Source organism: Sideroxydans lithotrophicus ES-1 (assembly GCF_000025705.1).
Taxonomy (GTDB): Bacteria; Pseudomonadota; Gammaproteobacteria; order Burkholderiales; family Gallionellaceae; genus Sideroxyarcus; species Sideroxyarcus lithotrophicus.
On sequence record NC_013959.1, the window covers coordinates 1,534,439 to 1,557,558 of the forward strand.

The 23,120-nt window shown below is 57.4% G+C and carries 24 protein-coding genes and 3 tRNA genes; 21 read left to right on the forward strand and 6 right to left on the reverse strand.

What is annotated here, in order from left to right; genetic code table 11:
• Positions 1-120: 120 nt before the first annotated feature.
• Both dksA and SLIT_RS07605 read right to left on the reverse strand, forming a co-directional pair.
• Complete coding sequence (gene dksA, locus SLIT_RS07600; protein WP_013029657.1) at positions 121-543, reverse strand: RNA polymerase-binding protein DksA; 423 nt, start codon at positions 541-543, stop codon at positions 121-123.
• Between the two features lie 93 nt (positions 544-636).
• Positions 637-1,221 carry a Maf family protein gene (locus SLIT_RS07605; protein WP_013029658.1) on the reverse strand — a complete coding sequence of 195 codons (585 nt, stop codon included), beginning with the start codon at positions 1,219-1,221 and terminating at the stop codon, positions 637-639.
• A 1-nt stretch (position 1,222) separates the two neighbouring features.
• Here SLIT_RS07605 and SLIT_RS07610 point away from each other — a divergent pair, with 1 nt between their 5' ends.
• The 13 genes from SLIT_RS07610 (at position 1,223) to SLIT_RS07670 (ending at position 11,488) form a co-directional block, all read left to right on the forward strand.
• Positions 1,223-1,759, forward strand: a complete 537-nt coding sequence (locus SLIT_RS07610; protein WP_150102970.1) for a YceD family protein — start codon at positions 1,223-1,225, stop codon at positions 1,757-1,759.
• A gap of 24 nt (positions 1,760-1,783) precedes the next feature.
• The gene (rpmF, locus tag SLIT_RS07615; RefSeq protein ID WP_013029660.1) at positions 1,784-1,963 is read left to right on the forward strand and encodes a 50S ribosomal protein L32; all 180 of its coding nucleotides are present in this window, start codon (positions 1,784-1,786) and stop codon (positions 1,961-1,963) included.
• Between the two features lie 77 nt (positions 1,964-2,040).
• Positions 2,041-3,078, forward strand: a complete 1,038-nt coding sequence (gene plsX / locus SLIT_RS07620; protein WP_013029661.1) for a phosphate acyltransferase PlsX — start codon at positions 2,041-2,043, stop codon at positions 3,076-3,078.
• The gene (locus tag SLIT_RS07625; RefSeq protein WP_013029662.1) at positions 3,075-4,004 is read left to right on the forward strand and encodes a beta-ketoacyl-ACP synthase III; all 930 of its coding nucleotides are present in this window, start codon (positions 3,075-3,077) and stop codon (positions 4,002-4,004) included. The genes plsX and SLIT_RS07625 overlap by 4 nt, the downstream gene beginning before the upstream one ends.
• A 7-nt stretch (positions 4,005-4,011) precedes the next feature.
• Entirely contained in the window at positions 4,012-4,944 is a 933-nt protein-coding gene (fabD, locus tag SLIT_RS07630; protein WP_013029663.1) for an ACP S-malonyltransferase, read from the forward strand.
• A gap of 12 nt (positions 4,945-4,956) precedes the next feature.
• Entirely contained in the window at positions 4,957-5,700 is a 744-nt protein-coding gene (gene fabG / locus SLIT_RS07635; RefSeq protein WP_013029664.1) for a 3-oxoacyl-ACP reductase FabG, read from the forward strand.
• A gap of 79 nt (positions 5,701-5,779) precedes the next feature.
• Positions 5,780-6,013 (forward strand): acyl carrier protein, encoded by a 234-nt coding sequence (acpP, locus tag SLIT_RS07640; protein WP_013029665.1) that lies wholly within the window; start codon positions 5,780-5,782, stop codon positions 6,011-6,013.
• A gap of 46 nt (positions 6,014-6,059) precedes the next feature.
• A complete protein-coding gene (fabF, locus tag SLIT_RS07645; RefSeq protein WP_013029666.1) occupies positions 6,060-7,292 on the forward strand; it encodes a beta-ketoacyl-ACP synthase II in 1,233 nt (410 codons plus the stop codon).
• A 12-nt stretch (positions 7,293-7,304) separates the two neighbouring features.
• Positions 7,305-8,114 carry an aminodeoxychorismate lyase gene (gene pabC / locus SLIT_RS07650; RefSeq protein ID WP_013029667.1) on the forward strand — a complete coding sequence of 270 codons (810 nt, stop codon included), beginning with the start codon at positions 7,305-7,307 and terminating at the stop codon, positions 8,112-8,114.
• Positions 8,098-9,096 (forward strand): endolytic transglycosylase MltG, encoded by a 999-nt coding sequence (gene mltG, locus SLIT_RS07655; RefSeq protein WP_013029668.1) that lies wholly within the window; start codon positions 8,098-8,100, stop codon positions 9,094-9,096. Before pabC ends, mltG begins: the two co-directional genes overlap by 17 nt.
• Complete coding sequence (gene tmk, locus SLIT_RS07660) at positions 9,093-9,701, forward strand: dTMP kinase (protein WP_013029669.1); 609 nt, start codon at positions 9,093-9,095, stop codon at positions 9,699-9,701. Before mltG ends, tmk begins: the two co-directional genes overlap by 4 nt.
• Position 9,702: 1 nt before the next feature.
• Positions 9,703-10,710, forward strand: coding sequence for a DNA polymerase III subunit delta' (gene holB / locus SLIT_RS07665; RefSeq protein WP_013029670.1), 1,008 nt, complete (start codon positions 9,703-9,705; stop codon positions 10,708-10,710).
• Between the two features lie 10 nt (positions 10,711-10,720).
• The gene (locus SLIT_RS07670) at positions 10,721-11,488 is read left to right on the forward strand and encodes a TatD family hydrolase (protein ID WP_013029671.1); all 768 of its coding nucleotides are present in this window, start codon (positions 10,721-10,723) and stop codon (positions 11,486-11,488) included.
• Between the two features lie 536 nt (positions 11,489-12,024).
• On the opposite strand, the gene SLIT_RS07675 is transcribed toward SLIT_RS07670, so the two are convergent.
• A tRNA-Val gene (locus SLIT_RS07675) sits at positions 12,025-12,099 on the reverse strand.
• 115 nt (positions 12,100-12,214) lie between these two features.
• On the opposite strand from SLIT_RS07675, the gene gltX reads away from it, so the two are divergent.
• From gltX to SLIT_RS07690, 3 genes are all read left to right on the forward strand, one after another.
• Positions 12,215-13,621, forward strand: coding sequence for a glutamate--tRNA ligase (gene gltX / locus SLIT_RS07680; protein ID WP_013029673.1), 1,407 nt, complete (start codon positions 12,215-12,217; stop codon positions 13,619-13,621).
• Between the two features lie 57 nt (positions 13,622-13,678).
• A tRNA-Ala gene (locus tag SLIT_RS07685) sits at positions 13,679-13,754 on the forward strand.
• Positions 13,755-13,773: 19 nt separating this feature from the next.
• Positions 13,774-13,849, forward strand: a tRNA-Glu gene (locus SLIT_RS07690).
• 257 nt (positions 13,850-14,106) lie between these two features.
• On the opposite strand, the gene SLIT_RS07695 is transcribed toward SLIT_RS07690, so the two are convergent.
• Positions 14,107-15,030, reverse strand: a complete 924-nt coding sequence (locus SLIT_RS07695; RefSeq protein ID WP_013029674.1) for a histone deacetylase family protein — start codon at positions 15,028-15,030, stop codon at positions 14,107-14,109.
• A 64-nt stretch (positions 15,031-15,094) separates the two neighbouring features.
• Between SLIT_RS07695 and SLIT_RS07700 the strand changes: the two genes are divergently transcribed.
• The 5 genes from SLIT_RS07700 to SLIT_RS07720 all read left to right on the forward strand — a co-directional run bounded on the left by SLIT_RS07700 (position 15,095) and on the right by SLIT_RS07720 (position 21,334).
• Positions 15,095-17,785 (forward strand): bifunctional acetate--CoA ligase family protein/GNAT family N-acetyltransferase, encoded by a 2,691-nt coding sequence (locus tag SLIT_RS07700; RefSeq protein WP_013029675.1) that lies wholly within the window; start codon positions 15,095-15,097, stop codon positions 17,783-17,785.
• A 32-nt stretch (positions 17,786-17,817) separates the two neighbouring features.
• Positions 17,818-18,117, forward strand: coding sequence for a hypothetical protein (locus tag SLIT_RS07705; protein ID WP_013029676.1), 300 nt, complete (start codon positions 17,818-17,820; stop codon positions 18,115-18,117).
• 12 nt (positions 18,118-18,129) lie between these two features.
• Positions 18,130-19,350, forward strand: coding sequence for an adenylate/guanylate cyclase domain-containing protein (locus SLIT_RS07710; RefSeq protein ID WP_013029677.1), 1,221 nt, complete (start codon positions 18,130-18,132; stop codon positions 19,348-19,350).
• A 7-nt stretch (positions 19,351-19,357) separates the two neighbouring features.
• Complete coding sequence (locus tag SLIT_RS07715; protein ID WP_013029678.1) at positions 19,358-20,044, forward strand: GNAT family N-acetyltransferase; 687 nt, start codon at positions 19,358-19,360, stop codon at positions 20,042-20,044.
• A gap of 150 nt (positions 20,045-20,194) precedes the next feature.
• Positions 20,195-21,334, forward strand: coding sequence for a DUF484 family protein (locus SLIT_RS07720; protein WP_013029679.1), 1,140 nt, complete (start codon positions 20,195-20,197; stop codon positions 21,332-21,334).
• Between the two features lie 26 nt (positions 21,335-21,360).
• Here SLIT_RS07720 and SLIT_RS07725 read toward each other — a convergent pair whose 3' ends face one another.
• Together SLIT_RS07725 and SLIT_RS07730 are read right to left on the reverse strand one after the other, a co-directional pair.
• Complete coding sequence (locus SLIT_RS07725) at positions 21,361-22,545, reverse strand: DesA family fatty acid desaturase (protein ID WP_013029680.1); 1,185 nt, start codon at positions 22,543-22,545, stop codon at positions 21,361-21,363.
• 174 nt (positions 22,546-22,719) lie between these two features.
• Complete coding sequence (locus tag SLIT_RS07730; protein WP_013029681.1) at positions 22,720-23,076, reverse strand: hypothetical protein; 357 nt, start codon at positions 23,074-23,076, stop codon at positions 22,720-22,722.
• Positions 23,077-23,120 lie beyond the last annotated feature (44 nt).

The following is a 23,120-nucleotide window of genomic DNA, read 5'->3' on the forward strand; positions in this document are numbered from 1 at the left end:
TTGAGATGTGGTCGCTGCATGACTATTCCGGGCAGAGAAGGGCAGGAACTCGTCCTGAGCCGGGCGAAAAAAATCCCTGCGTCAAGGCAGGGATTTTCGTTTTAAGTCTGTAGCGCAGTGTTACTTTGCGACTTGGCGCTCTCTGATCTCATCCAGTGTCTTGCAGTCGATGCACAAAGTGGCTGTAGGACGAGCTTCCAGGCGGCTCAGGCCGATCTCCACACCGCATTTGTCGCAATAGCCATAGTCTCCGGCATCTATCCGCCCCAGCATCTTGTCGATGTTCTTGATCAACTTGCGCTCACGGTCACGGTTGCGCAGTTCCAGGCTCATGTCTGATTCCTGGCTGGCGCGATCGTTCGGGTCCGCGAATACGGTCGCTTCGTCCTGCATGGTGTGCACGGTGCGATCGATGTCCTGGCTCAGGCTCAGCTTGATATCATTCAAGACACTGCGGAAGTGCTCGAGCTGGTCCGGGTTCATGTACTCCTCGCCTTTTTTGGCCTTGTACGGTACTGAGGTTTTGCTGGCTTGTACGGGCATTACGTCGGTCTCCAAGGTGGTACTAAATTTTTCAAGCGCGCTTTAATACCAGAAAGAAATTTCAGTCGCAACCGAAAATTTTCGCATTATTGGTCATATAACCCTAACGCCTTGTTTTTCAAGCATACCAACCAGCAAGATTAAAGGCAGGCCTATCAGTGCATTCGGGTCGTCGCCCTTTATGCGACTGATCAGTGCGATGCCCAGACCTTCGGATTTTGCGCTGCCCGCGCAATGATAGGGCTGTTCCTTCCTGAGATAGCGCTCGATCGCGTCGTCGCTCATGTCGCGGAAGCTGACCTCGGTAATGGCGACATCGGTCTGCATCTCGCCGCTGACTGCGTTCAGCAAGGTCAGGGCGGTATAGAAGGTCACTGTCTTGCCGCGCATTGCACTCAATTGAGAAACGGCATTGACGTGGTTGAGCGGTTTACCTATCTGCTGTCCTTCCAGCAAGGCTACCTGGTCCGAGCCGATTATCAGCGCATCCGGGAAGCGTTTGGCTGCAACTTCCGCTTTGGCCCGGGAAAGCCGCCACGAGGTCTGTTCGGCACTTTCCCCTGGTAGCGGAGTTTCATCCACGTTGGGGGCGGTAGTTTGAAAAGGGATCTGAAGTGTGGCGAGCAGTTGACTCCTATATATAGAGGTCGAAGCGAGAACAAGCGGCTGAGAATTCAAGGTGTTCCTTTACAGCGTCTTTGACAGAGGTGGTCGGAATATATATCATGCGCGCCTCATGTTTGCACGGCCTTTCATAGACAGCGTTGATTTTGCCCGAAACGGCAAGGAGATGCGCGGCGAAATTGCGGTGTCCGAGCTGTCCAGACTAGCCGATTTACTGGCCAAACCTGATGGTTTACTGACTTATAAGGTGCTGGGCTTCCGGGAAGAAGGCCGCGACATGCTGGAGGTCTCCCTGCAAGGAGTGTGCACCTTGAGATGTCAGCGTTGCCTGAGTGAACTGGAATATCCGGTGAAGCTGGTTTCGCGGCTATGGTTGCTTCCGGCAAGCAAGCTGGATGAGGCTGAAGAAGATGATGAGGTGGATGCCATCGAAGCCGAACCCCGGCTGGATGTACTGGCATTGATCGAAGAAGAGTTGTTGTTGGGCTTGCCATTCGCTCCAAGGCATCCTGAAGGGGAGTGTGCTCCTGCAGCGAATGATTTAAAACAGAAGGTCAGTCCGTTTGCTGTACTGGCCGGATTAAAGAAGTGATACTGGTTTTTTGAGGAGTAGAAAATGGCTGTTCAGCAGAATAAAAAATCCCCGTCCAAACGTGGGATGCATCGTGCGCATGATTTCTTGACCAACCCGGCACTGGCCATCGAGCCATCCACGGGCGAACCACATCTGCGCCATCACATCAGCCCCAGCGGTTACTATCGCGGCAAGAAAGTCGTCAAGACCAAGGGCGAATAAGCTCATTCGGCACCTTGAGAGGCTCTCCGTTCGCGGGAGCCAAACTCCGTCAATTTCTCGCCCATAAGGATCTCCCGGTGGATATCACGATAGCCATTGATGCCATGGGAGGCGACCACGGGACACGGGTGACCGTTCCTGCGGCTGTCGCTTACCTGAAGAAACATCCTGACGATACCGTGGTGCTGGTCGGCCTGCCCGATGCCATCGAAGCGGAGTTGAGCAAGCTCGGCTTCGCTGACCGCACTCGCCTGCGCATCCATGCTACGACAGAAGTCGTCGGTATGGACGAGTCGCCTCAGTCCGCTTTGCGCGGAAAAAAAGATTCCTCCATGCGTGTCTCCATCAACCTGGTCAAGAACGGTGAGGCTTCGGCTTGCGTGAGCGCCGGCAACACCGGCGCGCTGATGGCGACCGCGCGTTATGTGCTGAAGACCTTGCCCGGCATAGATCGTCCCGCTATTGCCTCCTTTTTGCCAACCGTCAACGGCCAGGTCTGTATGCTGGATCTGGGAGCGAACGTGGACTGCACTGCCGAACACTTGCTTCAGTTCGCGTTGATGGGCAGCACTTTGGTGTCTGCGTTGGAGCACAAGGAACAGCCCACAGTCGGACTGCTGAACATCGGCAGCGAAGACATCAAAGGCAACGAAGTCGTCAAACAGGCAGCGGAACTGTTGCAAGCCAGTGACCTCAACTTCTATGGCAACGTGGAAGGCGACGATATATTCAAGGGCGTCACGGATGTGGTGGTGTGCGACGGATTCGTGGGCAATGTCGCCCTGAAGACCGCCGAAGGCGTGGCCAAGATGATGGGCGGTTTCCTCAAGGAAGGTTTCAGCCAGAACTGGTTCACCAAACTTGGCGCCCTGGTTTCCATGCCTGTACTCAAGGCTTTCAAGCACAGGCTGGATCACCGTCGCTACAATGGGGCCAGTTTCCTCGGCCTGAAAGGTATCGTGGTGAAAAGCCACGGTTCCGCCGACTCATTCGCGTATTTGTGCGCCATTGAACGGGCTGCCGAAGAGGCGCGCGGCGGCATGCTTAACCACATCAGTGAACATGTTGAAAAGTGGCATCACGCACGCCAACAAACTGCAGGAGAGGCGCTTTGACTTATTCCAGGATTATCGGCACCGGCAGCTACCTGCCCGCGAAGGTGCTGACCAACTACGACCTTGAAAAGATCGTCGATACTTCGCATGACTGGATTTTCACCCGTAGCGGCATCGTCGAACGCCACTTTGCTGCAGACGATGAATTGACCAGCGACCTTGCGCTGCAGGCCAGCCGCAAGGCGATCGAAGCGGCAGGTATCCAGGCTGACGAGATCGACCTGATCATCGTGGCGACCACTTCGCCTGACATGGCTTTTCCAAGTACCGCCTGCATCTTGCAGGACAAGCTGGGCATCCGCAACGGCGGAGCGGCCTTTGATATGCAGGCCGTGTGCGGCGGGTTCGTCTATGCATTGAATACGGCAGACCTGTATATCCGCGGCGGGCAGGCGAAGACTGTACTGGTGGTGGGAGCCGAAGTTTTGTCGCGCATGCTGGACTGGAACGACCGCACCACCTGCGTGCTGTTCGGGGACGGAGCCGGTGCCGTGGTATTACGCGCTTCCGACAAGCCCGGCGTCGTGACTGCCAAGCTGCATGCCGATGGCATCCATCGGGGCATGTTGAAAGCCGACCCCAAAGTCTCCATGGATGGCAAGGCGGTATTCAAGTTTGCAGTCAAGGTGTTAAGTGAAGTGGTTGAAGAGGTGCTGGAAGAGCGAAAAATGGCCGGAACGGACATCGACTGGTTGGTGCCGCATCAGGCCAACATCCGCATCATCGAAGCGACAGCCAAGAAACTCGGCCTGGAAATGGACAGCGTGGTACTGACGGTCGACAAACACGGCAACACCTCGGCCGCCTCGATCCCGCTGGCGCTGGACACGGCCGTACGCGATGGGCGCATCAAGCCCGGTCAAAATATTCTGCTTGAAGCCGTAGGTGGCGGATTCACCTGGGGTGCGGTTTTAATCAACTGGTAGGTCAAATATGACTCAATTCGCTTTCGTATTTCCCGGTCAAGGCTCGCAATCGCGCGGCATGATGAACGGCTATGCCGATTTTTCCGCCGTGCGCGACACCTTCACCGAAGCTTCCGATGTGTTGAAACAGGATCTGTGGCAACTGGTTGCCGAAGGTGGTGATGCAGACCTGAATGCCACGGTGAATACGCAGCCCATCATGCTGGCTGCCGGAGTCGCAGTGTATCGGGCCTGGCAATCGCAGAATGGCACAAAACCGGTCATCATGGCCGGGCACAGCCTTGGCGAGTACACCGCACTGGTCGCCGCAGGCGCATTGAGCTTTGCCGACGCCTTGCCGCTGGTGCGCTACCGCGCGCAATGCATGCAACAGGCCGTTCCGGAAGGTGTGGGTGGCATCGCCGCGATCCTCGGGCTCGACGATGAAGTGGTGCGCGCCGTATGTGTGGAAGGTGCGCAAGGCGAGGTGCTGGAAGCGGTGAACTACAATTCGCCCGGACAGGTGGTCATTGCAGGCAACCGTGGCGCCGTCGAACGCGGCATGGAACTGGCCAAGGCCAAAGGTGCAAAACGCGCAATCATGCTGCCCATGAGCGTACCGTCACATTGCAGCTTGTTGAAAGGTGCAGCTGAACAACTGCGTGCATACTTGAATGATGTATCTGTGCAGACCCCGGCCATTCCGGTGCTGCACAATGCCGATGTCGCATCTTATGGCGAGGCCGCGAAGATCAAGGACGCGCTGGTGCGCCAGCTGTACTCACCAGTGCGTTGGGTGGAAACCGTGCAGGCTTTCGGCAAACAAGGCATCACCCATAACGTAGAATGCGCGCCGGGCAAGATACTGGCCGGGTTGAACAAGCGCATCGACACCAACCAACAGGCAATGGCCATCAATGACGGCGAAGCACTGAAAGCAGCACTGGCTGCACTCGCATAAGGGGACGGGACAATGACACTGCAAGGACAAATCGCACTGGTTACGGGCGCTTCGCGTGGTATCGGTCAAGCCATCGCGCTGGAGCTGGGCAGGCAAGGTGCGACCGTGATCGGCACCGCCACCAGCGACAATGGCGCACAAGCCATCGGTGCCTATCTGGATGCTGCCGGCATCAAGGGCAAGGGTTTTGCGTTGAACGTCAATGATGCCGCCCAGACCGAGCAGGTACTGGCGGCGATTCGCGAACAGTTCGGCGAAATCTCGATCCTGGTGAACAACGCGGGTATCACCAAGGACAACCTGCTGGCACGCATGACCGATGAAGAATGGGATGACGTGCTGTCGACCAACCTCAAATCCGTGTTCCGCCTGAGCCGCGCCGTTTTGCGTGCCATGATGAAGGCCCGGGGCGGCCGCATCATCAGCATTTCCTCGGTGGTCGGCAGCATGGGCAATCCTGGTCAGGCCAACTATGCCGCCTCCAAGGCTGGCATGGCCGGCTTCACCAAATCGCTGGCGCAGGAGATCGGCAGCCGTAATATCACCGTGAATTGCGTCGCACCGGGCTTCATCGACACCGATATGACGCACGCCTTGGGCGAAGAACAGCGCGCCAAACTGGTCGAACATGTACCTTTGAAACGTCTCGGCCAGCCTGCCGACATTGCAGCTGCTGTAGCCTTTCTGGCCAGTCCGGGAGCGGCTTACATCACCGGCGTCACGTTGCATGTGAACGGCGGGATGTACATGGAGTAATGTGTCGTTTTGGAAATCGGCGCAAGTTTGGTAGAATACACGCGCTTTTTGAACTTTAATCAGAGTAGGAGAATCAGGGATGTCTAACGAACAACGCGTCAAGAAAATCGTAGCTGAGCAACTGGGTGTGAACGAGTCCGAAGTCAAGAACGAGTCTTCTTTTGTGAACGACTTGGGCGCCGACTCTCTGGATACCGTGGAACTGGTTATGGCCTTGGAAGAAGAATTCGGCGTTGAAATCCCTGACGAAGATGCAGAGAAGATCACCACCGTGCAACAAGCGCTCGACTACGTCAACGCGCATTCCAAATAATAATTTAGTCCTTACCTAATCGTTTCTTTCCGTAGCGGAGTCCAGTTTGGCTAGGCGCAGAGTGGTAGTAACCGGATTGGGCGCGATTACGCCCGTCGGTCTTGGGGTTGCCGAAACATGGCAAAACATCGTGGCAGGCAAATCCGGTATCGGGCGTATCACTCGCTTCGATCCCAGCGCCTTCGCCTGCCAAGTGGCAGGCGAGGTCAATGGTTTTGATGTAACCCAACATCTTCCAGCCAAGGACGCCCGGCGCATGGACCGCTTCGTTCATTTCGGTTTAGTGGCCGGCATGGAAGCGTTCAAGGACTCCGGCCTGGTTGTAACGGAACAGAACGCCGAACGTATCGGCGTGTGTATCAGCTCCGGCATCGGCGGTTTGCCGATGATCGAAGACACTCACAACGACTACCTTGCGGGCGGACCGCGCAAGATTTCGCCGTTCTTCATTCCCGGCACCATCATCAACATGATTTCCGGCAACCTGTCCATCATGTACGGACTGAAGGGGCCGAACTTCTCTGTGGTGACGGCCTGTACCACCGGTACTCACAGCATTGGCGAATCTGCCCGCATCATCGAATACGGCGATGCCGACGTGATGATCGCCGGCGGTGCTGAATCGACCATTTCGCCTTTGGCGCTTGGCGGTTTCTCTTCTGCCAAGGCATTATCCACCCGCAATGATGACCCAGCGACTTCCAGTCGTCCTTGGGACAAGGATCGGGATGGCTTCGTGATGGGCGAAGGAGCTGGCGTACTGGTGCTGGAAGAGTACGAGCACGCCAAGGCTCGCGGCGCCAAGATTTACGCCGAGCTCTCCGGTTACGGCATGAGCGCTGACGCATACCACATTACGGCACCAAGTACGGATGGCCCAAAACGCAGCATGCTCAATGCTCTGCGCAATGCTGGTTTGAATCCGGATCAAGTGCAGTACGTTAACGCGCACGGCACTTCGACCCCGGTGGGCGACAAGAACGAAACCGAAGCACTCAAGCTCGCTTTCGGCGACTACGCCAGGAAACTGGTGGTGAGTTCCACCAAATCTATGACAGGCCACCTGCTGGGCGGGGCGGGCGGGATCGAGTCCCTGTTCTGCGTGCTGGCGATCCATGACCAGGTCGCGCCTCCCACCATCAACATCTTCGAGCAGGATCCCGAGTGCGATCTGGACTATTGCGCCAATACAGCACGCAAGATGAAGATCGATGTGGCAGTGAACAACAATTTCGGCTTCGGCGGAACCAACGGCTCTTTGGTATTCCGCAAGGTCTGATCCCGCGCCGTGATGCTGATCAACGGCGCGCCGGGCAATACGATCAATGCTGAAGATCGAGGGTTGGCGTACGGTGACGGCGTGTTCAGAACCCTGCGCATGCAAGCCGGACTTCCCGTAAACTGGGAACGCCAATATGCCAAACTTCAACAAGATTGCAATGCACTAAGGATTCCCTGTCCTTCCGCGCTGGTGCTTTCCAGCGAATTGCAGCAGCTGGGCAAATCACAGGCCGAGGGCATCGCCAAGATCATCATCACCAGAGGCGTCTCGACCAGAGGATATGCGCCTGCCGCCCAATCCGAAGCGACTCGCATCCTCAACATCACTCCCAAGACGGCTTTCCCGATTGAATATTCAAGGCAGGGAATACGCGCGCATGTCTGTAAAGTGCGACTGGCCCACCAGTCTTTGCTTGCGGGGATAAAACACCTCAATCGACTGGAGAACGTGCTTGCCGCCAGCGAGTTGCAGGGCAGGGATTTCCCGGAAGGCCTGCTGAGCGACATTACCGGTTATGTCATCTCTGGCACTCGCAGCAATCTGTTCGCGCTGCGCGGTAATGTCCTTTATACGCCGAACCTGACGCGCTGCGGGGTGGCGGGAGTGCAGAGAGAGCGGGTCATGGATTGGTGCAAGGGATATGGTGTGACTTGCAAGGTGGCAGATCTCCGCATCGAAGAGTTATTGCAGTCCGATGAGATATTCTTTGTGAACAGCGTCATCGGACTGTGGCCGGTAAGCGAACTTGCCGATTATCGCCGTACGCAGCATCCGATGGCTTGGAAGATACAGGAATGGTTGAATGATGAGCGTCATTAAAGAGTTGTTGTTGTGGTTGCTGTTCTTGTTGATCATCGTGGCAGGATTGTTCACCTACTATGCACGTACGCCGATACCGCTGGAAAAAACTCCTTTCGTATTTTCCCTGAAACAGGGAAGCAGTCTTAAAAGTGCCGCGCACCAGATTCAGCTAGCCGGTGGGCTCAATAACGAATGGCTGTTCGTTTTGCTGGCCAGAACTTTGGGCAAGGCCAAGCAGATCAAGCCGGGGAACTATCAGTTGGAGCATGAAACCACTCCACTGCATTTGCTGAATATGATCAGCAAAGGCCAAGTCGAGCAGAGCTCAATCACCATCATCGAGGGTTCTACATTCAAGGAGTTGCGCGCTTCATTGAATGCCGATTCCACCGTGCGCCACGACAGCGAATCGCTGTCGGATGCCGAGATACTCAAGCGGATCGGAGCGACCGAATCCGTTCCAGAGGGATTGTTCTTTCCAGATACATACAACTATGCCCGTGGCAGCAGCGACCTGATAATATTGAAGCGCGCTTATCAGCTTATGCAACGCAACCTGCAGGAGAACTGGAAGAAACGCGATGAAAACCTGCCGTTCAGTTCACCCTATGAAGCGCTTATCCTGGCATCCATCGTTGAAAAGGAAACCGGCCAGCCAGGCGATCGCACCATGATCGCCTCCGTTTTCATCAACCGGCTGCACAAGAACATGCGCTTGCAGACCGATCCGACCGTCATTTACGGCATGGGTGACAAGTTCGATGGCAACCTGCGCAAAAAGGATCTGTCGCACGATACGCCGTATAACACTTATACGCGAGATGGGCTGACACCTACCCCTATCGCTCTGCCGGGGCTGGCTTCGCTGCAGGCCGTGCTTCATCCGGCTCCGAGCCATGCGCTTTATTTCGTTGCGCGTGGCGATGGGACATCGCAATTTTCCAATTCCTTGGTCGAGCATAACAACGCGGTCAACCGCTACCAGCTTAAACAAAAATGAGTACAGCTAAATTCATCACGTTCGAAGGTGTGGATGGGGCAGGGAAGAGCACCCATCTGGATTGGTTCGCCAATGTGTTGCGCCAGCGCGGCATCGACCTACTGGTGACGCGTGAACCGGGAGGTACACAGCTGGGTGAGCGTCTGCGCGAGATATTGCTGAACCAGCCCATGCATGCCGAGACCGAAGCGCTGCTGATGTTTGCGGCACGCCGCGAGCATGTGGAGCAGGTCATCCGCCCTGCTTTGCAGCGTGGCACATGGGTCATTTCCGACCGTTTCAGTGATGCCAGTTTCGCCTATCAGGGCGGGGGCAGGGGTGTGCCTGTCGCAAAACTGGAGCAACTGGAGCAATGGGTACATGGCGACATACAGCCCGATCTGACCCTGCTTTTTGACATCCCGATCGAGATCGCGCGTCAGCGCCTGTCCAATAATGCAAGCCTGGATCGTTTCGAACAGGAGCAAGGCGAATTTTTCGAGCGCGTGCGCCAAGCCTACCTGTCCAGGGCTGCCAAAACGCCACATCGTTTCGCCGTCATCCATGCGGAAAAGTCCATGGATGAAGTTAAACAGGATTTGGCAAAGATCGTCGCATCTCTCTGAAATGAAACCACTCTATCCATGGCAGTCTGAATCTTGGCAAGCCCTGCAAGGGCTGCGCAACAGATTGCCACATGCCGTGCTGTTGAAGGGTGCGCAAGGCATAGGCAAGCTGGATCTGGCGATGAATTTTGCCCAGTCCCTGCTTTGTGAAAAACCAAATGCAGACGGAACGGCTTGCCATACATGCAATTCCTGCCATTGGTTTGAACAGGAAAATCATCCCGATTTTCGTCTTGTCCAACCCGATGCGCTGAGTTCGGCCGATGAGGGCGACGAAAAGCAGGGCGGCAAAAAACCGTCACGCGAGATATCGGTGGATCAGATACGCAACTTGTCCAACTTCGCCAACCTGTCTGCCCATTGCGGCGGCTACCGCGTAGTGCTGATCCATCCGGCCGAATCCATGAACAACAATGCGGCCAACTCCCTGCTGAAAACGCTGGAAGAACCGACTGATAATTTGCTGTTTCTTCTGATCAGCCATAAGCCGCAGCAGTTGTTGCCGACCATCCTGAGCCGTTGTCTTGGCTTTACAGTAAGTACGCCGACACGCGAGCTCGGCACAGCCTGGCTCGAGCAGCAGGGCGTAAAGAACCCTGCACATGCGCTGGCGCAAAGCGGATTCGCTCCCCTGCAGGCATTAGGCTGGTCTGAATCGGGCGAGGGTGCTGAGGAACGGAGCATCTTGCTGAATGCTATCCGCCAACCTTCCAAGATGGATGCTTTGGCTCTGGCTGACGGCCTGCAGCGTAGCGCGCCGATATATTCCATTCATTGCCTGCAGCAGTGGTGCCACGACCTGACGAGCGCAAAACTTGCAGGCATGGTGCGGTATTTCCCCGAACAGGCTGGCGAGATCACCAAGCTGGCTAACGGTGTCTCATCCGATGCGTTGCTGCGTTTCCAGAAAGAGCTGCTGGAAGCCCGTCGTGCAGCCTACCATCCGCTTAACCCGAAACTGTTTCTGGAATCCCTGTTATTGTCATATCGTCAGCTGTTCGCCATTTGAATTTCCTGCCATGTTCATAGATTCGCATTGCCACTTGAATTTTCCCGGTTTGGTGGAAGACCTCGACGCCATCCTGGCGAACATGCGTGCCAATGATGTCACACATGCCTTGTGTGTTTCGGTAGAGCTCGCTTCTTTTCCGCAGGTGCTGGAACTGGCTGAAACCCATGACAACCTGTACGCATCAGTCGGGGTGCATCCCGACCATGAACTGAAAGTCGAGCCAACCCAAGCCGAATTGATACGACTGGCAAATCACCCCAAAGTAGTCGCCATCGGCGAGACCGGACTGGACTACTACCGCCTTACCGGCGATCTGGAGTGGCAACGCGAAAGATTCAGAACGCATATCCGTGCGGCAAAGGCATGCGGCAAGCCGCTCATCATCCACACCCGTTCCGCCGCAGAAGACACCTTGCGCATCATGGCGGAAGAAGATGCAGGAAAAGCCGGCGGCGTGATGCATTGTTTCACCGAAAATCTGCAGGTTGCCAGGGCGGCGATTGAATTAGGGTTCTATATCTCGTTCTCCGGGATCCTGACCTTCAAGAATGCGGTCAGTATAAAAGAGGTGGCGCAGAACATTCCGCTGGATAGGATTCTGATCGAAACCGATTCGCCTTATCTTGCACCGACACCGCACCGCGGCAAAACCAACCAGCCAGCCTATGTCAGGCATGTGGCAGAGGAAATCGCAAAGCTGCGCAACATCAGCCTGGAAGATGTAGGTTCGGCCAGCAGTCACAATTTCAGGAAGTTATTCCTGAAGCAGCCATAATTCACTGATATAGAAGAGAATTGCTGAATTTACTGGCGGCCATTCTTTTTGCCTCGATTGCTCTTATTTGCGCATAATGTATATTATGTCAAATAATAAAAGAATGGCAGCTTGAGGCATATCCAGTAGCATCTTTCTTAGTATCGCCCCGCTATTGCTTGACAATATCACTAGGTAATGTGAGGATAAATCACGGTCTGCTGAGAACTAAGGCATCACAGTTCAGTTGCCAGGTTTGAACTTTCCGTTTGAACTTGATTGGTATGGCAAGCAAAGAAACACAAGCTAAGAAACAAAGGATGGAAAGATATCCCAATGCGATATCGATCCTGTACTTCTCTATAAGCTAGATTAAAGGAGAATTAACATGTCCCTGCTACTTATGGTCATTGGTTTGATTGTTTTTGCCGCAGTTATCGTGTGGGCTGACGACAACGCAATACATAAAGGAACTCCCCACGACGACCTGCAACACGGACACTGATTGCAACGTTGGAGTGATAAAGGGTTGGCGCAAATGCCAACCCTTTTTGTTTTGGTGGGCGGTACTGGGTTCGAACCAGTGACCCCTGCCGTGTGAAGGCAGTGCTCTACCGCTGAGCTAACCGCCCGATAGAGGGCGCGCATTTAATCATAGCCCCATATATACGGTCAATTTCTTTATAGGCATTAACCTTCTGGCGTAAAATGCGCGCCTTCTTTTAATGCCTCGCAACAGGAAACCTCATGACCGTCCGCACCCGCTTCGCTCCCAGTCCAACCGGCTATCTTCATATCGGCGGTGCGCGTACAGCGCTGTTTTCCTGGGCCTATGCACGCAAACACGGCGGCACGTTCATCCTGCGCATCGAAGACACCGACGTGGAGCGATCCACCCCGGAAGCCGTGCATGCCATCCTGGATGGCATGAGCTGGCTCAAACTGAATTACGACGAAGGCCCCTTCTACCAGATGCAGCGCATGCCGCGTTACAAGGAAGTCATCCAGCAGATGCTGGCAACGGGGCAAGCCTACTATTGCTACACCACCCCGGCCGAACTGGATGCCATGCGCGAGGCGCAAAGGGCGCGCGGTGAAAAGCCACGTTACGATGGAGTCTGGCGTCCCGAACCCGGCAAGACCTTGCCGCCTGTCCCTGCCGATGCAAAGCCCGTAGTGCGTTTCAAGAACCCGACTGAAGGCGTCGTCGCCTGGAAGGACCTAGTCAAAGGCCATATCGAATTCAGCAACAGTGAACTGGACGACCTCATCATCGCCCGTTCCGACGGCACACCCACTTATAACTTCTGCGTGGTGGTGGACGACTGGGACATGGGCATCACCCAGGTGATTCGAGGCGACGACCACGTCAACAACACCCCGCGCCAGATCAACATCCTCAAGGCGCTGGGCGCGAAAGTGCCGCAATACGCCCACCTGTCGATGATCCTCGGCGACGACGGCACCAAATTGTCCAAGCGCCACGGCGCAGTGAGCGTCATGCAATACGACGAAGACGGCTACCTGCCGGAAGCCGTCATCAACTACCTTGCCCGCCTCGGCTGGTCGCATGGTGACGACGAAGTCTTTTCTGTAGAGCAGTTCTGCAGCTGGTTCGACCTCGACCACATCACACCCTCCGCTGCACAGTTCAATACAGAAAAGCTGAACTGGCTCAACAACCACTACTTGAAGCAGACTGATAACGGCAAACTGGCTGACCTGGTACGTCCGCGTCTCGAAGCGCGCGGTATCAAAATCGGCGCCACTCCAGACCTGGCCGCCATCGCTGGCTTGTATAAGGAACGTGTCGCCACGCTGAACGAGTTGGCCGATGCCGCGGAAGTGTTCTACATCGACCTGCACCCGGATGCCGCCCTGCTCGATGCGCAACTCAGTGCTGAGGCTATCCCTGCCCTGCGCGACTTGTCGCAACTTTTCGCCACGGTGGCATGGGAAACCGCCGCCATCAGCGCGACGATCAAGGAGGTCATCGCCAGGCACGGCATGAAGATGCCCAAGCTCGCCATGCCGTTGCGCGTGATGCTCACCGGTCAAACCCAGACGCCATCTGTCGATGCGCTGGTGACGCTGTTCCCGCGCGAGATGGTGCTGGCGCGGATAGAAAAGAACCTTGCGAAAAAAACCGCCTGACTTGCTTTACAAGGTCGGATGCCATCACTATAATGCGCGCTCTTTTCGGGGCACCCGGGGGGTATAGCTCAGCTGGGAGAGCGCTTGCATGGCATGCAAGAGGTCAGCGGTTCGATCCCGCTTACCTCCACCAAAAGAAAAGAAACAACGAAGTCCCCTTCGTCTAGAGGCCTAGGACACCGCCCTTTCACGGCGATAACACGAGTTCGAATCTCGTAGGGGACGCCACCTTTCAGTTGCACGTTGTCGTTTCAAAACGCTGCAAGACAAACAACAAGAACATCATCCAGAACAAGAAAAATCGGCCCTTCGGGGCCTTTATTTTTTGCTGTACGAATTGGTGACGCTCAATCCCTGATGACCGCGGCGGTTTTGGATTTCTCCGTGTCGATACGCACCCCATGCACCCGTGCGGACATGGAGCAAGACGAAAAGATGAGACAAACGAGCAGCATCCAGAATACTGACTTCATCTAAACCACCGGCTACAACCCGCTCAACACCTTGATGTGCGCCATCGCGCTGCGCCCCAGCGCATGCAGCTCGTAGCCGCCTTCCAGGGTCGAGACGATGCGCTTGTGGCAATACTTCTCCGCAAGCAGCTTTAGCTGCTCGGTCACCCAGCCATAATCCGCATCCACCAGCTTGAGCATGGCCATGTCGTCCTCCCTATGCGCATCGAAACCGGCGGAGATCAGCAGCAACTCGGGTTTGAACCGCTCCAGCGCCGGCAGCCATCGCGAGGTCACCGCCTCGCGAAACCCTTCGCTGCCGGTGCCAGCCGGCAACGGCACATTGATGATGTGGTCGTTACCGCTGTCCGCGCCGGCATAGGGATAGAAAGGATGCTGGAAAGTCGAACATAGCATCACGCGCGGATCGTCGTGGAAGATCTGCTCGGTGCCGTTGCCGTGATGCACATCGAAATCCGCGATCGCCACCCTGCCCAGGCCGTGGGCGGCCAGGGCATGCGCAACCCCGATGGCGACATTGTTGAAGATGCAGAACCCCATCGCACGTGCACTTTCGGCATGGTGGCCGGGGGGGCGGACGTTGCAAAAGGCATTCTCCACCCTGCCCGCCATCACCAGATCCACTGCCATCACCGCAGCTCCGGCAGCGCGCAGCGCAGCCGGATAGGTATAGGGATTCATGCTGGTGTCGCCGTCAAGCTCCACTCTGCCATGCTGGGGCGCAGCCGCCGCGATGGCATCGACATAATCGGCATCGTGCACGCGCAGCAATTGTTCGCGGGTCGCTTCTGGCGCCTCGTGATGCTGCAGATAACCGAACAGGCCGGATGCGATCAACTGGTCCTCGATCGCATGGATGCGTGCCGGGCACTCCGGATGATGTGCGCCCATGTCGTGCTTGAGACAGAGCGGATGTGTGATGTAAGCGGTCTGCATGGCAACTTAATGGTAACGCTACGGTGCTATCATATCCAACGAATTCATCTTCCAAGGAAGAATCATGGGCAAGCATTACCTCAATCCCCTCTTCGCCCCCAAATCCGTGGCCGTTTTCGGTGCCAGCGACCGCCCCGATTCCGTCGGACAGATCGTGTTCCAGAACATGCTGCAATGCGGATTCAAGGGCACGCTCTATCCGATCAACTCCAAACACCCCGAAGTGCAAGGCCAGCGCGCCTACGCCTCCATCGCCGAGATACTCCAGCCGGTGGAGCTGGTGGTCATCGCCACGCCGCCGCAGACCGTGCCCGGCATCATCGAAGAATGCGGCATCCACGGCGTCAAGGCGGCAGTCATCATCACTGCCGGTTTCGGCGAAGTGGGCTCGGAAGGTGCCTCGCTGGAGCGCCAGCTGCTGGAAAACGCACAGCGTTACAACATCCGCCTGATCGGGCCAAACTGCCTCGGCATCATGCGCCCTTCCATCGGGCTCAACGCCACCTTCAACAAGGGCGTCGCCAACAACGGCAACATCGCCCTCATCTCGCAGTCCGGCGCATTGTGCACCGCCATCCTGGACTGGGCGAACCGCAACGATGTCGGCTTCTCCAGCGTGGTCTCGATGGGCTCGTCCACCGACGTGGATTTCGGCGAGATCCTCGACTACCTGGTATCCGATCCCAACACACGCAGCATCCTGATGTACATCGAAGGCGTCCGCAATGCGCGCAGCTTCATGAGCGCGCTGCGCGCTGCCGCGCGCATCAAGCCGGTGATCCTGGTCAAGGTCGGCCGCCATCCTGCCGGGTCGAAAGCCGCGATGTCGCATACCGCATCGCTGGTCGGTGCGGACGACGTGTTCGACGCCGCCTTCAGCCGCGTCGGCGTCGTGCGCGTGCAGACCGTCACGCAACTGTTCACCGCGGCCCGCGCCCTGTCGTGCGGATTCCGCCCCAAGGGCAACCGTCTTGCCATCGTCACCAACGGCGGCGGACCCGGCGTGATGGCGGCAGACCGCGCTTCCGACCTGGGCCTGGCCATGGCCACGCTGTCGGATGCTTCCGTCGAATATCTCAACCAGCACTTGCCGGCGAACTGGCCGCACTGCAACCCGGTGGACATCATCGGTGATGCGCAGGCCGATCGTTATTACCACGCCGTCAAAACCTGCCTCGACGACGAGAATGTAGACGGCGTGCTGGCCATCCTCACGCCGCAGGCCATGACCAAACCACTGGAATCGGCACAGGTCATGATCGAGCTGGCCAACACCGACACCGACAACCACAGCAAACCGCTGCTGACCTGCTGGATGGGCGAGACCCAGGTCGCCGAAGCGCGTGATGCCTTCACCAAGGCCCACCTGCCGCACTTCCGCACACCGGAACCGGCGGTGGAAGTGTTCTCGCATCTGTACGAGTACTACCGCAGCCAGAAATTGCTGATGCAGATGCCGGGCCCGCTCTCGCACCATGTCGAACCGGATGTGGAAAGCGCGCGCCTCATCATCGAAGGCGCCATGCAGGAACACCGCAAGGTGCTCACCGAGATGGAATCCAAGGCACTGCTGGCCGCTTTCAACATCCCCGTGGCGCGCACCATGGTCGCGCACTCGCCCGGCGAAGCGCTGCTCATCGCACAACAGCTCGGCTTCCCGGTGGCGATGAAGGTCAATTCGCCCGACATCACGCACAAGAGCGATGCCGGCGGCGTGGTGCTCAACCTCAACAATGCGCATGAAGTGCGCGCCGCGTACCAGCACATCATCGACAACGTGCAGCACAACCGTCCCAATGCCACGATGAACGGCATCTCCATCGAGCCGATGATCGTCAAGCCGAACGGGCGCGAACTGATGATCGGCGTCACCAGCGATCCGGTGTTCGGCCCGGTGATCACCTTCGGTGCGGGCGGCACCAGCGTCGAGATCATGGGCGACCGCGCGGTCGCACTGCCGCCGCTGAACGCCTTCCTGGTGAAAGACATGATCGGACGTACGCACATCTCCAAGATGCTGTGTGCCTTTCGCAACATGGCACCGGCCCGCATCGAAGCGCTGGAAGACGTGCTGCTGCGCGTGTCGGAGATGGTGTGCGAACTGCCGCTGCTCAAGGAGATGGACATCAACCCGCTCATCCTCGACGAGAACGGCGCCCTCGCTGCCGATGCACGCGTGGTGGTGGAATACCGCCAGCCCAGCGCCGACCGTTATGCGCACATGGCCATCTACCCCTACCCCGCCCAGCTCGTCAGCGAATGGCAGATGGCCGACGGCACCGACATCACCATCCGCCCCATCCGTCCAGAAGATGCGGTGCTGGTGAAGAAGTTCGTGCACGACCTGTCGGACGAATCCAAATACTTCCGCTTCATGAACAGCGTGCAGGAATTGACCGAAGACATGCTGGCGCGCCTGACGCAGTTAGATTACAGCCGCGAGATGGCGCTGGTCGCGGTCACCGAAGAGGAAGGCATCGAGGTCGAGCTCGGCGTCGCGCGCTATGCCATCAACCCGGACGGCAACACCTGCGAGTTCGCACTGGTGATCGCGGACAAGGTCGGCGGCAAAGGACTGGGGCAAAAGCTCATGATCTCGCTGATGGAAGCTGCTCGCAACAAGGGGTTGTCCACCATCGAAGGCGAAGTGCTGAACAACAACCACCGCATGCTCAAGCTGATGACCCGGCTCGGCTTCAACATCAAGACCAGCGAAGAGGATCCATCCGTCATGAAGGTCACCAAGCCGCTTTGAATCCGGGTGCCCAATAACGATAAGGCCACGGCATGAACGACATCCCCTCACGGCGACACCAGCGCGGCTACCTGCTGGAGATACCCATCCTGCTCGTGCTGGCAGTACTCATCCTGTCCGCGGTCCTTCCCAATCTGCCGCCGCTGGGACAAAAGATCCTGATCGCACTCTTTGCCATCCCCATCCTGTTCTTTCTGTATTACATGATCGTCGTTCCCGGCTGGACGCCCGGCGACAAAGGCCGGCTGAGTCCGCCCTGGAATATGATCCTGTTCCTGATCGTGGCTGCCGCAGTCATCTTCGTCGTGATCGCGTTCGCCTTTGGAACATGAGCAGGTGTGGATATGACTGAACTGATCAACCGCCTGATCGACCGCATCGACAATGCGGCCACCCTCCCCGAGGACCCTCCTCCCGTTCGTCTGCAAAAGACGCTGCTCATCTTCCTCAATGCAGCCGGATTCCTGCTTGTGCCTTGGGGCGCGTGGTATCTGTTCGACAACGGCATGGCGCTGCCGGCGCAGGTGGTGCTGGGCTACTCCGTACTGTCCGCTGTCGCCTTGGCGCACCTGCTTGCGACCAAGCGCGTCTCCATCGCATCGGCCTTGCAGCTGGTCGGCCTGCTGTTGGTGCCGGTAATCCTCCAGTGGACCATGGGCGGATTCGTCGCTTCCGGCGCCATCGTGCTGTGGTCGCTGCTCGCGCCGTTGTGTGCGCTGGTGTTCCTCGGCACCCGCCTGGCCGTGTGGTGGTTCGCCGTCTTCGCCCTGCTGGTGCTGGTCGCCGCTGCACGCGACATCGCCAATGGCGTCACGCAACAGCAGGTCCTGCTGTATTGCGAGAACGTGCTGCTGGTCTCTGCCATCGCTTTCATCTCGCTGCGTTTCTTCGTAGTCGAACGCGACAAGGCGCAAGCTGCGCTGCAGCGTGAACAGGCGCGCTCGGAAAGCCTGCTGCTCAACATCCTGCCGCCACCTATCGCCGAGCGCCTGAAGGCAGGCAGCCAGACCATAGCCGACGGATATGCCGAGGCCACCATCCTGTTCGCCGACCTCGTCGGCTTCACCAAGATGTCGACCACGGTCAGCCCGGAACGTCTGGTGGTCATGCTGAACAGCCTGTTCTCGCGCTTCGATGAATTGTCGGGCCGCTTCGGCGTGGAAAAGATCAAGACCATCGGCGACGCCTACATGGCCTGTGCCGGTGTTCCGGTGGCAAGGCCGGACCATGCGGAAGCCGTCGTCGACATGGCCCTGGCCATGCGTGAAGCACTGCAGGAACACAACCGCGAATTCGGCAGCAACCTGCAGATACGCATCGGCATCAACACCGGCCCGGTCGTTGCCGGCGTGATCGGCCTGAAGAAATTCATCTATGACCTTTGGGGCGATACGGTGAATCTCGCCAGCCGCATGGAATCGAACGGTGTGCCGAACCGGGTGCAGGTCAGCATGGCAACCTGGGAGAAGCTGCGCGACAAATATGATTTCGAGCCCCGCGGTGTCCTCGATGTCAAAGGCATCGGGCTGGTCGAGGCATACCTGCTCATCGGCAAGAAGACCTGAACGCGCAATGAATCGCCCCCAGCGCTTCGCCATCGTCTACTCCCCCGCCTCGGCAAGATCCGTATCGCGCTATGTCACGCGCGGCTTCTTCAGCCCGCGCGAATTGCCGCAGGCCTTTGCCCGCATGCTGCTGACGGGAGAGTTCGGCCTCTTCGTCGGCATACCTGTCGTCCTGCTGCTCGCAGCAAGATTGCTGTCCAGTCACGAAACCCCATCTTTGCTCCTGACCATGGTCGCCGTCGTCTGGCTCCTCGCCGGCTTGATACGGATCAGCCGCTATGGACCAAGCAGCGGTATCGGTTGCTATGTGATCAACGATGACGGTTCGCAGGGACAACTCGTCGGCGGGCTGCGCATGCGCTTCCAGCGCAGAGCACGCAGACTATGGATAGCCGGCTTGCTGGTGGAGCCATCCTGGCGCGGTGCCGGCATCGGCACTGCGCTCATGCTGGCCGCCTTTCGTGTGGCACAGAAGCGGGTGTCGAATGGCCCGGTGACGATCTCGGTATTTGCCCCCAGCCATCCCGCTTCGAAGGCGATCATCGAAAAGCAGCTCGGTGGAAAACAAACGATAACAGTGACCGAACCGCCCGCGGAGGAACTGAACAGCACGATCGGGCAATTGGAGAAGGCATTGCAAAGATCGCCATCGACATTTGACTGGCTGTTGTCCGATGCGGCTGTAAAGATGTGATCGACATGGAGAACCCATTGCTCAATTACGGTGGTTATTTCGCTGGAAGCTTGCTAGCATCGTGACCAAGCTACGGAAATGAACTTCATCCTCCCTTTCCGTACTTACACCACGAATTCCACCGGGCCTTTGTAAAACCAAAAACAAACGATGACTGACCCTCAAGCCGAGATCCAGCTCCTGCGCAGACAGATGCAATCGCTGATGGACGAGGCTCGCCTGAACGAAAAGAAATGGCGCCGCTTCGAGCAGTTCGAGAAACAGCTCATCGCCACGCGCAGCTTGCCGGAACTCATCCGGGTGATACTCGAAGACTACAAGACCGCCTGCGAGACCGATGCAGTGACGCTGGTGCTGTGCGACCCGGAGCGCGAGATCAGGCGCATCCTCGAAAGATCGCAACAAGGCAGCGCCGAAGTGCCAGGACTGGTGCTGATGGAAAAGCTCGATGCACATCACACCAAGCCGGCGCCTTACCTCGGCCCCTTCGATGCCGAAATGGAGCGCGCCATATTCGACCCGTGGCCGACCGGTTGCCAGTCGATGATATTGCTGCCGCTGATGCGGCAGGACGAATTGATCGGCAGCCTGAACATGGCGAGCAGCACGGCGGAACGTTTCACCGCCGACAGCAGCACCGATTTCATCGAGCGGCTGGCGAACATCTTCTCCATCTGCCTGGAAAATTCGCTCAACCATGAACGCCTCAAACTGGTCGGTCTCACCGACCCGCTCACCGGCATCTACAACCGCCGCTATCTGGAGACACGCTGCCAGGAAGAAGCCGCACACGTGCGGCGCTATCGCAGCCCGCTGAGCTGCATGTTCCTCGACATCGACAAGTTCAAGCGCATCAACGACAGCTTCGGCCACAACATCGGCGACAAGATACTGTGCAGCGTCACCGCACAGATCAAATCGCAATTGCGCAGCAACGATGTGCTGGCCCGCTACGGCGGCGAAGAGTTCGTCGTGCTGTTGCCGCAGACCGGGATCAGAGGCGCATGCGACATCGCCGAACGCATCCGCCGCACGGTCGCCGAACAGGCATTCCAGATCGGCAGGGAGGATGAGCTGAAGGTGACGATCTCCATCGGCGTCGCCCAGGCGCCCGTCGATGCGGATGGCGACGAGCGGACCGTGGCGCACCAGCTGCTTGCGGCGGCGGATGAAGCGCTATACCTGGCAAAGGAAAGCGGCCGCAACAAAGTGGTCAGCGACCACAACCGCCCGGCGTCGCTCGTCGCAAAACGCAGCCTGATCAGCTTCCTCGGTTTCAATTCGGCCTGATCGGTCGCCAGGCCGCTCCCTCGTTGCTAGTGGCTATAACTGCGGAGTTGCAAAGAGAACTCCCGTAGTGCATTGATGCCGCTTTCCTCCGCACGCCGGCACCAGCTCTCCAGCTGCTGCACAAGCAGTTCCCTGGACTCGTGGGACCTGTTCGCCAATGCGGCCAGTTCCTGGCGCATCGTGTAGATGGTCTGGAACACAGTGCTGGATTGCACCGCCTGCATCAACGCCAGGCGCTCCTTTTCGGGCAGATAGTTCTCATCCAGCTTGAGCCAGTGTTTGATCGCGCCGCGCATTCCTCTGGCTTTCTTCGCCTGGATCGCATGCGTGCTCAGCAGTCTGCGCACCTCGTTGATCGCCGTTTCCCGCAACGATCTGGCGAACCTGCCCATCACCTCGTAATGATGATAGACGATGGACTGCAGCGTTTCCGTATCGCACTGGACCTTGGCTGGATCGATGATGAGTCTGGGGGCGATCTTTCTCACTCTGGCCAGGCGCAGTATCGACAGGACGCGGATATACATCCAGCCGATGTCGAACTCCCACCACCGGACAGAAAGCTTGGCCGATGCGCTATAGGCATGGTGGTTGTTGTGCAGCTCTTCTCCTCCGATCAGCACACCCCAGCCGACGATATTGCACGACGTGTCGTTGGTCACGAAGCTGCGATAGCCCCAGTAATGTCCGGCGCCGTTGATGACGCCAGCGGCAAAGAACGGGATCCACAGCATCTGCACCGCCCAAATGGTGATCCCGATCGGACCGAACAGGACCACATCCACCACCAACATGATCGCTATGCCGAAATACTGGTGCTTCGTGTAGACATGGCGTTCGATCCAGTCGTCCGGCGTGCCGTGCCCATAGGTCTCCAGCGTGGCGATGTTCTTCGCCTCTTTGCGGTACAACTCGGAACCGCCGAACAGCACGCCATAAATCCCGTACACATTGGGGCTATGCGGATCGTCCGCTGTTTCGCACATGACGTGATGTTTGCGGTGTATCGCCACCCATTCCCTGGTGACCTGGCCGGTGGTGAGCCATAGCCAGAACCTGAAGAAGTGACTGGTAAGCGGATGCAGTTCGAGGGAGCGGTGCGACTGGTGTCTGTGCAGATAGATCGTCACTGCTGCGATCGTGATGTGGGTGAGCATCAGGGTGACCAGCACGTCGCCCCACCAGGCCAGATGAAGTAGATTGAATTGCATGTCGACGCTGCCTATGAAAGGTTCCGCACGTTGCTGATGACACGGTTTACGGAGGGGCAGCGGCGAATGGATGGATACGAATGATGCACGACCATCGTATGCCTGGCCGATTCGCCTGTCTATCAATATTTGCCAAAGGCCTGACACACGTCAGGGCTTTGCCGGAAAGATCATCTAACTATTCGATTCCTGCACGACAGGATCAGGATTGGCGGATTCATCATCCCAGCCGCCCGTGGTGTTCATCAGCAGATACACGCCGATGACCGTACCGACCGGAAAGCCAAGCAGCATCAGCAAGGCGATGCCTATCGAAGTCTTGCGTGCCCAGTTCTTCGTATGACTTGCGCCTCGGGAAGTGAAGAAATGCAGGGCGAACATGCCGCCGAAGATGATCATGAAATAGATCGATGCCAGCGGCGAGATCTCATGCTCGGACATCACCGTGGCGATGATGAAGAGCAGCGTCAGCAAACCGTAGAACCAGGAAAGTCCCCTGTGGATACGCGCTACGATCAGATGTCTTTCCATGCTGTCAGGTCTCCCACGTCATCTTGCTTCGAAGCCTAACAGCA